The following is an 11604-nucleotide window of genomic DNA, read 5'->3' on the forward strand; positions in this document are numbered from 1 at the left end:
TCGAGCCGCTAGTGAATGTCGTGTCGCTTGCGGGGTCAGGCACTTCGCCGGTGCCAGACCGCGTAATAAGGTTGACCGGCCCAATCCGCGCCGAGCGCCGGTGCCAGCGTCTCGCCCCGGGTCCCCTGCAGCAGGAAATAATATTGCAGCGGGAACGGCGAGGCCGTGTAGTCGCCCGGTATCTCCGCGGAATGCCGCTGGCCGGCCCCGGTCATCGGCCGCGACCGCCAGCGCTCGCCGTGATTGACGTGGCGGAAGTACAGCGTACCGCGCTGCACGTCCGAAGGCGCGGTCAGGCTTACGGTCAAGGGCCCGCCCGGCGTGAAGCTGTCCAGCGCGGAATGCTCGATCGCATAATGCGGCCGCGACGGATCGAGGATACGCTCGACGACCGGCGCATCATTCCTGGCGCTTTGCTGCGCAGCATTCGCCAGCGCCGCCCGCATCGCGGCAATGTCGCGATCCACGTCCGGCACTCGGTCGATCCAATGCCCGCGCTGGACGATCGCCTCGGTGCCGAAGCTGATGTCGGGGGCATACACCCCGCGAGCGCGCTCGGCCATCGCCACCCAGATGTCGCGACCCCTGGCGTAGATCGCGAGTGCGCGGCGGCCGATCTCGGTCGACCCGGTCTTTCGATAGATCTGAAACAACAGGCCGCTCTGCAGCTTGGCAGCGAAGAAGCGGGCCAGGCCGACCTGGATCAGGACATCCTCTTCCAGCCGACGAAAGGCTGGCCCGGACGGTGCTTTCGCCCGCGCCTGCCTCAGGGCCGTCTCGGCCATCCCGGCAAAACCTTCCAGAGCACGGGCGACCTCGGCCGGGGAATATTTGGGGTTCGGCTTTCCCGCCACCACCAGTTCCGCATGCTCGGCGATCGAGGAGAAGAGCTGCGGATCGAGCGGGCTGATGTCCGCCAGTGTATAGCCATCGGGCAGGTCCGCGATCGGCTTGTAGCCCGTCAGCGGCATCACCGGCATGTTGTCGTAGATCTCGGGCCAGTAATACCGGTTCGAGGTCGACGGAATGTGCGCGGTGGTGAACAGCGGCAGCGCGCGCGAGGCGTGCGCCAGCGCCGCCTCCGCAGCGGTCGCGGCCGGGCCGAAGCGGCGCGTCAGGTAGCGGCCCCAGCCCGCCCGATCGGCATCGGGATTGTAGAGCAGCCGGCCCCATAGCCGATATTCGTATTCGAACTTCGCCCAGTCGTTGAGGCCAGGCTCGAGCGCCTTGTCGCGATAGGCGTTGCGGCCGCCGGAATGGCCGGATGCCTCGCGCCCCTTGAAGGTCAGCGGCTCGCAAATCTCCAGCCCGGAGGACTCGCAGAAGCTCGCCGCGCGCGAGTAGGCGGCGGCGGTAGCCGGGTCGCCCCACAACAGGAACCGTTGCGTTCCCGGCCACAGGCGATGCAGCACGCCGTACTTGCGGCCTTCGACGAACAGATCGGCATAGCCGTAGCGCGTGAAGCGCCGCACGCCGCTGCTGCTGTTGCCGGTCGCGGCGATCCGCGCAGGTGTCGGCACCTCGTTCTCGCGGATATCGGCCTGATGATAGCCGAGCCCCATATGCTCGCCGGAGAATTTGGGGCTGACCTGCATCGGCATGCCGGTCGCCTGCGCGATGGCGATCATCTCTTCGGTGATGCCCTTGGCGTGCATGTCGATCTCGACGGGACGGCCAGCCGCCGCGAACGCCTCGAACAAGGTCTTCCAGAAACCGAAGCTGCCGTCCTTGATCCCGCTCTCGACATGGATGCGGAAGGTAACCCCGTTGATGTCCGGGCATTCCGTGAGCAGCCTGGCCAGCGCATCGCGGCAATAGGCGGCGTGGGTTTTGGGCGTGAGCCCTTCGATCCGGTGGAATGCCTTGGGGCTCTCCACCCATTCATAGACATGCGTCCAGATGCCGAGCTGGAAGTGCAGCCCCCGCGCCGCGGCCTCGGACGAGATGAACTTGAGCGTCTCGAGGTTCTTCTCGCGCTCGCCGGCCGGGAGCGCGGGGTTCAGCCGGACGTCATGGCCCGGCACGTCGAACAGGAAGACATAGGGGAGCTGGAAATAATCGTCGGTGATGTTCCTGGGGAAGTCGTAGCCGAAGCCGAAGAACAAAGCGACGCGGTTGAACCGGTTCGCGACCAGCATGTCGAGATAGTCGGTCCAGAAGGCGCGATCGTAATACCAGCCCTTGTCCTCGATCTCGCTGCAGAAGGACCGCGCCATGCTGCGGACCGCGTTCGCGGGCTTCTCGTCCATCGCGGCGATATCGAGCCCGAGATCGGGCGAGGCCGACAAGCGCACCCGGTCCGCCAGCTCCAGCACCGCATAGGCCAGGCCCAGCCTGCCGCGCGACGAAGCACGAAGCGCCCGCGTGCCCTTGAACCGCTCGGGCGCGATCGCGAAACCCTCGGCATGACCCGAGCCTCTATCGGCGAGGATGAGCACGAGATCGCCGGAAGCCGGGTCCGCGGTGGCCGAGACGACGCTCTCCACCTTCCTCTCCGCCAGCGCCTTGCGAAGCTGGTCCACCGCCCGGGCGACCGGCGTCGACGAGGCGATCGGGTCGGCCGGGTCGAACACGATCCACATCTTGCCCGGAGCGGCGGCGCTTGCAGCCGTGGCACCCACCGCCGTTGCCGCGGCAGCCGCGGCCCCGAGCTTCAGGACGTTCCTGCGTTCGATCATCGTTCGACGCGGATGAGATAGCTGGTCGTCGCCGGCGTCCCCACCGCGATCTCCCAGCCCGGCTCGATCATCCGGCCCTTGATTTCCTGCCCGATCGGACGCGCGGCACCGTCGAGCGGCGTCGCGGACACGCCGATCGCGCCCTCCAAATCCTTGAGTTGGATCCAGCCGGTGATCGGCTCGATCAGCGTCGGCGCGGTGCCCCAGTTGGAAAGCATCGCGTGGCGGTCGTTCCATTTCTGGCCGGTGTTCTCGACCTTGCCGGTGGTGGTGAGCAGCATCCGGTTCGACAAATTGAGTGGCTCGCCGTCGAGCGATGAGAGCGTGATCGCCGCGAACTGGTTCTTGATGTCCAGCGAGAGATTGCGCGTCTGCACTTGCGTATTGGCGGCGATGAACCCGACCAGCGCCTGGCTGCGCGGCGTGTCGATCGACACCAACCCGTTCTTGCCGCCGTCCGTGCGCCAGCTCAGTTCGCCGGTATCCGACACGATCGGGTTCGCCTCCGGCAACGGCGCAGGCAGCGTCGGCTTGCAGTCGAGGCAGGTGACCCGTGAGCCGTGCACGAGCGGGATCGTCACGTCGAAGCCGGGCGTGTAGTAGGGCATGTCTCCTCGCGGCAACCGCGACGCCTCGCTGATCTGGTCGGTCGAATAGGACCGCGTCAGCACCTTCTTCGCCGCCGACACGTCGCCGCGCAGGAAGAGCATCGCTCCCGCCGGCATCTGCGCCATCTTCACCGGGTCCAGCGCGATATCGAATTCGCCCGTCACCATCGGCGACCATTTGCCGTGGATCTTGGATTCATAGGTGTAGAAGAAGATGCCGTCCCAATCCTGAAGCGCCGCGTAAGAGGCCAGGATCGGGATCATCTCCGAGCCGTAATCGCTCGGATAGGGATGATTGACTTCGCTGACGGTGAACGGCTTGCCCACCGTCGCGCTGCGGGCGAGTTTCTGGATGATCGACAGCTCGGGGCTGTTCACCATCGGATCGTCGCGGTGGCCGTAGATCGCCGGGTGCTGCCAATAGACATGCGCGTCCATGATGTCGGACTTGTTCGCCGTCCGCATCAAAGGCTGGTTGGCGATGAAATAGGTGTGATCGGCCATCGGCGTGATCGGCGACTTCACGCCGACCGCTTCCTTCAGGAAGCGCTTCATCTCGGCATGGAAGTCGATCTCGACCTGGGTCAGGAATGCGAGTTCAGCATCGAGCCGCGGCCGTGGCGCATCCGGATGATCGCCGCGCCGCATGAACGGCACCGGCTGCCCCGCGGCAACGCCCGCCATGCCCCGCAGTTTGGCTAGGTCGCCTGCCGAGCGGTTCTTGGCGAGCCAGTCATTGTACATGCCCACCAGCAGCGCCTGGTAGTGCGGCGTCATGTCGAGCTGGTAGTTTTTGCCCCCCTTCACCCGCTCGCCGCGCAGCCAGTTGCGCATCCAGAATTCGAGCAGCGAGTTCTCGTTGACCACCTCGACGATCGCCACCGCGGGGTCGTCCGCATAGCGCAGCTTGGTGTACGGGTTGAGATGCCCCAGCAGCTGCTTGGCATATTCCTTCTGCAGCGCCACCAGCTCCGGGCCGAAATAGGTATAGGCCTTGGCATTGCCGATCAGATCATAGTCGGGGACGCCGTCGCCCGGCCGATAGGTCCTGCCAACATTGAGGTTGAAGTCGACATAGATGCCGTTCTTCTTGAGCTCGGCGAAGAGGAAATCGAGCAGGTCGAGCTGCCCTGGATCGAGCATCCTGGAACTGTCTCCGTCGGAGATCAGGCCGGCGGGCATCTGCTTGACCGGCACCGGATCGGGGCCGAGATCGCCGGCAGACTTTTGCGACTGGGTCTTGGGCAGATCGAGGAAGTGCATGCGCACGCAGTTGACGCCCAATCGCGCCAGCTCCGCCGCCATCTCGCGCGCTTCCTGGTGCGGCAGCAGCAAGGCCGATCCAGTGCTGAAGCCGGTCAGGTTGACGCCCCAGCATTTGAAACGCTTTCCGTCGCCGCGATAGAGATGCCCATCCCGCGCCTGGATGAAGCCGTATTTCCCCGCCGGACCATCCAGCAGGAAACGTGCATCCGCCGCGGAATCGATGCGCTGCTCGTGGTTCACCGGGAACGGCTGGAGCGGAATGTCCTGCGCGCATGCGGGGGCCGAGGCCAATGCCGACAAGGCGATCGCCGCCGTGAACGCGCCCGTTGCCAACCGTCGTGCCTGCCGCATCGCCGTTCTCCCCATCCTCTCGATTATCGCGGTCATCGCCGGCGCGGCGTACCGCGGCGGCCGGCGCCGTTTCTTTGTCGTTCAGCGCACCCGGATGCGGAGCGCGTAGGGCATCGCCCCGTCGCCTACCGCCGGCAGGGTGACCTTCAGCCCCTTGGGGGTCTGTTCCCAGCTGATCTTGCCGCCATCGAGCAGTTCGATGCTCTTGATCGGCGCCGTCAGATACGGCGTGCCTGCGTAGAGCGTCTTGACCAGCACCGCGCCGTCCTTCGGGCGCTCGAGGCCAAGGACATAGACCGTATCGCCCTTGGTCGTGAAGCGGAGGTCGGCGGGCGTGTAGCCCTTCACCGCCGACTCCTCGACCTGTCCGCCGACGCGCACCTGGCCCGACTTGGTCGGCCCCTCGCCGAAATATTTGAACGGCCGCGTGCCGTAGATCGCCTCGCCATTGACCTTCAGCCACGCGCCCATGCCGCGCAACACCGTCTGGATCTCGTCGGGGATCGTCCCGTCGGACTTGGGCCCGACATTGAGCAGCAGATTGCCGTTCTTGCTGACGATATCGATCAAATCGGCAGTCAGCGACTTGGCGCTGCGATAGGTGTCGTTCTGCGCATAGCCCCAGCTATGGACACTCACCGACGTGTCCGATTGCCACGGCGTCAGCTTGAGCGCGTCGGTCTTGCCGCGCTCCATGTCGAACATCGCGCTGCCTTCGGCGAACTGCGAACCCTTATAGGCAATGATGCCGGGCGCATTCCGGGCCGCCGAGCGGTTGTAATAATAGGCCGCGGTGTCGCGCATCAGCGGCTCGAACTCGGGTGCGGCGGTCCACCAGTCGAAATAGATCAGCTCGGGCTGGTACTTGTCGATCAACTCGGACGTGCGCGCCATCCAGTCCTTCAGGAACGCCTTGCTCGGCGGCATCCAGGTCTGGAGCTGGCCGCCGTCGGGCCAGGTCTCGGGCGGATCGGCGGGCAGCCCCATCGGCGCCGCCGGGCCGTACAGCCCGTCATTCGCCGGATTGTTGACGTCGGAATCGAAGGTGCGGCCCATATAATACCACCACCAATGCTCGGCGCGGTGCGACGACAGCCCGAAATGCATGCCGTGCGCGCGCGCCGCCTTGGCGATCTCGCCGGTCGTGTCGCGCTTCGGCCCCATGTCGGCGGCGTCCCAGGTGGTGAAGTCCGAGGCGTACATAGCGAAGCCGTCGCAATGCTCGGCGACGGGAACGACATATTTGGCGCCGGCTTCCTGGAAGAGCGCGATCCACTGGTTGGCGTCGAACTTCTCCGCCTTGAATTGCGGGATGAAATCCTTGTAGCCGAACTTCGACTGCGGCCCGTAGGTCTTCACCTGGTGCTCGAAGGCGGCGTTGCCCGGCACATACATGTTGCGCGAATACCATTCGTTCGCGAAGGCCGGGACCGAATAGACGCCCCAGTGGATGAAAATGCCGAACTTGGCGTCGCGGAACCATTCGGGGGTGCGATAGGCGCGCAGCGAATCCCAATTGGCCTTGAACGGCCCCTTGGCGATGCCGGCCTGAACCTCGCCCAGCTTCTTGTCGACCTTGGCCGCATAGCCCGGCACCTGCGCCGTCGCCGGAACGGCGACCGCAAGGGCAAGCATCGATGCCGAAACGGCCGCAATGCGCTTAATCGAACCGACGATAGTCATCGTACCTCCCCGATGGTTTTGTTGTTCCGCCGATTGCGGCGCTCAACTCACATTAAGCCACGGTCGCGCACCGCCATCAAGAAAAATCCTATTATCATACTATTTGTCCAGCGCTGTCGGCTTCGGACCGCCCGTGGCCCAGTCGAGCAGCTCGACGGTGTGAACCACCGGAATTTCGGCGCGCTGGCCGATCTGCATCGCGCAGCCGATATTGCCGGTCGCGATGACGTCGGCCTTGAGGCGTGCGAGATTGGCCATTTTGCGGTCGCCCAGCTGCCCCGCGATCTCCGGCTGGAGGATGTTGTAGGTGCCGGCCGAACCGCAGCAGAGATGTGCCTCGAGGGGGGTGCGCACGATGTAGCCCGCGCCCGCGAGCAGCCGCTTCGGTGCCTCGGTCACCTTCTGGCCGTGCTGCAGCGAGCAGGCGGCGTGATAGGCTACTGTCAGTCCGCGCCCATCTCCCACCGGGAGATCGGCGTCGATGAGCAATTCGCTCACATCCTTGGCCAGCGCCGAGACCCGCGCCGCCTTCTCCGCATAAGCGGGGTCCTCGCGCAGCATGAAGCCGTAATCCTTGATCGTCGTGCCGCAGCCCGAGGTCGTGATCACGATCGCGTCGAGCCCGCCATTGTCCGCCAGCGCCGCCCAGGCATCGACATTCTGTCGCGCGGCCGCCAGGCTCGCGGCTTCCTTGCCCATGTGATGGACCAGCGCGCCGCAACAACCCTCGCCCGGCGCGAACACCACGTCGTAGCCGGCGCGGTTGAGCAGACGGACGGTGGCTGCACGGATCTCGGGCCGCAATACGGGTTCGGCGCAGCCCTGCATCAGCGCCACCCTCCCCCGCGATTGCTGCGCCGGCGATGCGGCCTTGGAAGGCTTGGGCGCAGCATTTTTCGGTGCCATCGCGAGCATCGCCGCCATCGGCTTCAGCGCCGGAAAGCGCTCGACCAAAGGCGTGGCCGGCCGCGCGAGTCGTGCCAGCGCTAGCGCGAGGCGGAAGCGCCCGGGATAGGGCAGCACCTGCGCCAGCAGGGCGCGGAAGAAGCGCTCAGTCCACGGCCGGCGATAGCGCTCCTCGATATAGGCACGCGCGTGATCGACCAGGTGCATATAGTTCACGCCCGACGGGCAGGTCGTCATGCAGGACAGGCACGACAGGCAGCGGTCGATATGCTTGACGACTTCCGCGCTCGGCTCTCGCTCATTCTCGAGCATGTCCTTCATCAGATAGATGCGCCCGCGCGGACTATCGAGCTCGTCGCCAAGCAGCACATAAGTCGGGCAGGTCGCGGTGCAGAAGCCGCAATGCACGCATTTGCGGATCACCGCCTCGGAGGCCGCCATCGCGGGATCGGCCAACTGCGCGGGGGAAAAAGCCGTCTGCATTTCTAGAACCGTCCCGTCTCGAACACGCCGGCCGGATCGAAAGCGCGGCGCACCCGCTCCTCCAGTGCCACGACACCGGCCGCCAGCGGATGGAACGCCGGCACCGCGGCTCGAATCTCCGCGGGCGCGCGGACCAGGACTGCGTGCCCGCCAGCCTTCGCCGCCGCATCGCGCACCGCTTGGGCGTCGCCGTCAAAAACAATCCAGACCAGCCCGCCCGCCCAGTCGAACAGCCAGCGCGCGCCGAGCGGCTCGAGCGCGGCAACGACCGATGGTCCGCCACTCGGCGGAACGTTGACGCGCCAAAGCATGGCATCCCGCCCCAGCGGATCGAGCGTGCGCAGCCCTGCCCACCACGCGGCGTCAGCCTCGCCGTCGAGCGCCACTACCATGCCATGCTCCCCGAGCAGGCGCTCGACCATCGCCGCGCGCGCCGCGACCGACGGCCCGAATCCGAGCAGGCGCAGCGCCGTCAGCGATTTCTCGCCGCCGCTCCCGGCGGGCAAATGGGCTGCCGCGCCCACTTCGGCATGCGAACCCATCGCCGCCGCCATCACGCGAACCGCCACCGCCGGATCGAGCCCCTCGACCGCGCGCGTCGACGCGATGGGCGCACGCGGAAGCACCTTCAGCGTCAATTCGGTCATCGCGAACAGCCGCCCCCAGCTTCCCGCGGCGAGCTTGGGCAGGTCATAGCCGGTGACGTTCTTCACCACCTTGGCGCCCGCGACGAAGATTTCCCCCCGGCCCGAAACCGCGCGCAGCCCGAGCAGATGGTCGCGCGCGCCGCCGCCCGAAAGCCGCAGCGATCCCGAAACGCCGGCGGCAACCACGCCGCCAATCGTCGCCGCGCCGACCGCGCCGCCCCGGATCGGGCCATGATCGAACGGATCGAACGCCAGCATCTGTCCGCGTTCGGCGACCAGCTGCTCGACTTCGGCGAGCGGCGTGCCCGGCCGCACGGTCAGCACCAGTTCTGCGGGATCATAGTCGATCACCCCGGCCAGCCCGTACAGATCGAGCGACCGAGCCTCGGGACGCGGCGCGCCGATCGTGGCCTTGCTACCGCCGCCCCGGATATCGAGCGTCACCCCTGCCCTTATGGCATCGGCGACGGCGTCGCGGACATCGTCTTCACTAAGCGGACGCATCAGAATCGCGGCAGCTCCGGATGGGGCAGTTCGCCCCGGTGAATGTGCATCCGGCCAAGCTCGGCGCAGCGGTGCAGCGTCGGGAAGACTTTGCCGGGGTTGAGCAAGGATTGCGGATCGAACGCGCATTTGAGCCGCTGCTGCTGGTTCAGGTCCGCCTCGCTGAACATCACAGGCATCAGGTCGCGCTTCTCGACGCCCACGCCGTGTTCGCCAGTCAGCACCCCGCCCACCTCGACGCACAGCCGCAATATGTCGCTGCCGAACGCCTCGGCGCGCTCGAGCTGTCCGGGCTGGTTCGCGTCGTAGAGGATCAGCGGATGGAGATTGCCGTCGCCGGCGTGGAAGACGTTGGCGACTCCCAGGCCGTATTGCTCCGACAGTTCGGCCATCCGCTCGAGCACTTCGGGCAGCCGGCGGCGCGGGATGGTGCCGTCCATGCAGTAATAATCGGGCGAAATCCGGCCCACTGCCGGGAACGCCGCCTTGCGCCCTGCCCAGAAGGCGACGCGCTCGGCCTCGTCCTGCGAGGCGCGCAGCGTCGTCGAGCCATTGGCGCGGGCGATGGCGGTCACTTCGTCGATCAGATGGTCGCACTCCGCCCCGACCCCGTCGAGCTCCACGATCAGCAGCGCCTCGACATCCAGCGGATAGCCGACCTCGACAAAGGCCTCGGCGGCATGGATCGCGAGCCGGTCCATCATCTCCATGCCCGCCGGAATGATGCCCGCCGCGATCACGTCGGCGACGCACTGGCCGGCGCCCTCGACGCTCGGAAATCCGATCAGCAGCGCACGCGCTGCCTGGGGCTTGGGCAGGATCCGCACCGTCACTTCGGTGACCACGCCCAACAATCCCTCCGAACCGACGATCACGCCGAGCAGATCGAGCCCCGCGGGATCGAGATGGCGCCCACCCAGCCGGACGATCTCGCCGTCCATCATCACCAACTCGACGCCGAGCACATTGTTGGTGGTGAGGCCATATTTCAGACAATGCACCCCGCCCGAATTCTCCGCGACATTGCCGCCAATCGAGCAGGCGATCTGGCTCGACGGGTCCGGCGCATAATAGAATCCGCGGTCCTCGACCGCCCGCGTGATCGCGAGATTGGTGACACCAGGCTGCACTACGGCCAGGCGATCCTCGTAATCCACGTCCAGCACCCGGTTGAACTTGGACAGGCCGAGCAGCACGCCATCTTCCAACGGCAACGCGCCGCCCGACAGCGACGTACCCGAACCGCGCGGCACCACCTTGACGCGCTCGGCATGGCACCAGGCCAACACCTGCGAGACCTGCTCGACCGTGTCCGGCAGCACCACCACGAGCGGCACTTGGCGATAGGCGGTCAACCCGTCGCTCTCGAACGGCCGCAGCCCGTCCGGATTGTCGATCACGCCTTCGCCGGGTACGATTCGGCGCAGCGCGGCGACGATAAAATCGCGCCGCGCGAGCGTGTTCGCGTCCGCCTGGGGCATCTTCAGCGTCATCCGGCTCCCCTAATCGGGCCCGCCTTGCTCGGCAAAGCGATCCTCTCTTGCACTACTCATTATACCAGCATACCATATCCGCCAAGACGTAGTTCACGGAGAGGTTGCATGGTCTCGGTTGCGCTATTCGGCGCCGGCGGAAAGATGGGCGCACGCCTGTCCCGCAATTTGAAGTCGAGCGAATATGACGTCCGGCACGTCGAGCTGAGCGATGCCGGCCGTGCGCGGCTGAGGGACGAACTCGGCATCGAGTGCGTCGATCAGGATGCGGCGCTCGACAATGTCGATGTCGTCATCCTCGCGGTGCCCGATACGATCGTCGGCAAGGTCGCCCATGCGCTTTCACCGTCGCTGAAGAGTGGCGCGATGATCATGGCGCTCGACGCGGCGGCGCCGTTCGCGGGGCACCTGCCGGACCGCCCCGACCTGACCTATTTCGTCACCCATCCCTGCCACCCGCCGATCTTCAACGACGAGACCGATCCCGCAGCGCGCGACGATCGCTTCGGCGGGCTGCACGCACGCCAGAGTATCGTCAGTGCATTGATGCAGGGCCCGGACGAGCATTACGAAATCGGTGAGGCGATCGCACGGGCGATCTGGGCACCGATCCTGCGCTCGCACCGCGTGACCGTTGATCAGATGGCGCTGCTCGAGCCCGGCCTTTCGGAAACCGTGGTTGCTTCGTTGCTCGACGTCATGCGCGAGGCGATGGACGAAGTCGTCGCCCGTGGCGTTCCGCAGGAAGCGGCGCGCGATTTCCTGCTCGGCCACATGAACATCCTGGGCGCCGTGATTTTCCAGCATATTCCGGGGGTCTTCTCGGACGCTTGCAACAAGGCGATCACCTTCGGCAAACCCCAGCTCATGCGCGACGATTGGAAGAATGTCTTCGACCGCGACGAGCTTGCCGCTAGCATTCAGCGGATAACCTGAAGGGGTTTTCATCGGGTCGACGCTCCCGTCAAAAGAGGGGCGAGGCTGA

Annotated in this window: 7 protein-coding genes; 1 reads left to right on the top strand and 6 read right to left on the bottom strand. The window is 66.0% G+C overall.

Annotated features, from left to right (window positions below):
- Nucleotides 1–35: 35 nt before the first annotated feature.
- From IAG41_RS06355 to IAG41_RS06380, 6 genes are all read right to left on the bottom strand, one after another.
- On the bottom strand, nt 36–2678 hold the full coding sequence (locus IAG41_RS06355; RefSeq protein ID WP_187727664.1) for a hypothetical protein: 2643 nt from the start codon (nt 2676–2678) through the stop codon (nt 36–38).
- On the bottom strand, nt 2675–4903 hold the full coding sequence (locus IAG41_RS06360) for a hypothetical protein (RefSeq protein ID WP_187727665.1): 2229 nt from the start codon (nt 4901–4903) through the stop codon (nt 2675–2677). Before IAG41_RS06360 ends, IAG41_RS06355 begins: the two co-directional genes overlap by 4 nt.
- Before the next feature lie 81 nt (nt 4904–4984).
- On the bottom strand, nt 4985–6586 hold the full coding sequence (locus IAG41_RS06365) for an alpha-L-fucosidase (protein WP_187727666.1): 1602 nt from the start codon (nt 6584–6586) through the stop codon (nt 4985–4987).
- Nucleotides 6587–6685: 99 nt separating this feature from the next.
- On the bottom strand, nt 6686–7975 hold the full coding sequence (glcF, locus tag IAG41_RS06370) for a glycolate oxidase subunit GlcF (protein ID WP_187727667.1): 1290 nt from the start codon (nt 7973–7975) through the stop codon (nt 6686–6688).
- Nucleotides 7976–7977: 2 nt separating this feature from the next.
- A complete protein-coding gene (locus tag IAG41_RS06375; RefSeq protein WP_187727668.1) occupies nt 7978–9126 on the bottom strand; it encodes an FAD-binding protein in 1149 nt (382 codons plus the stop codon).
- The gene (locus IAG41_RS06380) at nt 9126–10619 is read right to left on the bottom strand and encodes an FAD-linked oxidase C-terminal domain-containing protein (RefSeq protein ID WP_187727669.1); all 1494 of its coding nucleotides are present in this window, start codon (nt 10617–10619) and stop codon (nt 9126–9128) included. The genes IAG41_RS06375 and IAG41_RS06380 overlap by 1 nt, the downstream gene beginning before the upstream one ends.
- Before the next feature lie 108 nt (nt 10620–10727).
- Here IAG41_RS06380 and IAG41_RS06385 point away from each other — a divergent pair, with 108 nt between their 5' ends.
- Nucleotides 10728–11555: a phosphogluconate dehydrogenase C-terminal domain-containing protein gene (locus tag IAG41_RS06385; RefSeq protein ID WP_187727670.1), complete on the top strand. Its 828-nt coding sequence runs from the start codon at nt 10728–10730 to the stop codon at nt 11553–11555.
- Nucleotides 11556–11604: the final 49 nt, after the last annotated feature.

This window comes from Sphingomonas sp. JC676, assembly GCF_014489075.1.
Taxonomy (GTDB): domain Bacteria; phylum Pseudomonadota; class Alphaproteobacteria; order Sphingomonadales; family Sphingomonadaceae; genus Sphingomonas.

Coding starts and splice junctions, on each gene's coding strand:
- IAG41_RS06355 (WP_187727664.1), bottom strand. CDS start 2,678: ATGATCGAACGCAGGAACGTCCTGAAGCTCGGGGCCGCGGCTGCCGCG.
- IAG41_RS06360 (WP_187727665.1), bottom strand. CDS start 4,903: ATGCGGCAGGCACGACGGTTGGCAACGGGCGCGTTCACGGCGGCGATC.
- IAG41_RS06365 (WP_187727666.1), bottom strand. CDS start 6,586: ATGACTATCGTCGGTTCGATTAAGCGCATTGCGGCCGTTTCGGCATCG.
- glcF (WP_187727667.1), bottom strand. CDS start 7,975: ATGCAGACGGCTTTTTCCCCCGCGCAGTTGGCCGATCCCGCGATGGCG.
- IAG41_RS06375 (WP_187727668.1), bottom strand. CDS start 9,126: ATGCGTCCGCTTAGTGAAGACGATGTCCGCGACGCCGTCGCCGATGCC.
- IAG41_RS06380 (WP_187727669.1), bottom strand. CDS start 10,619: ATGACGCTGAAGATGCCCCAGGCGGACGCGAACACGCTCGCGCGGCGC.
- IAG41_RS06385 (WP_187727670.1), top strand. CDS start 10,728: ATGGTCTCGGTTGCGCTATTCGGCGCCGGCGGAAAGATGGGCGCACGC.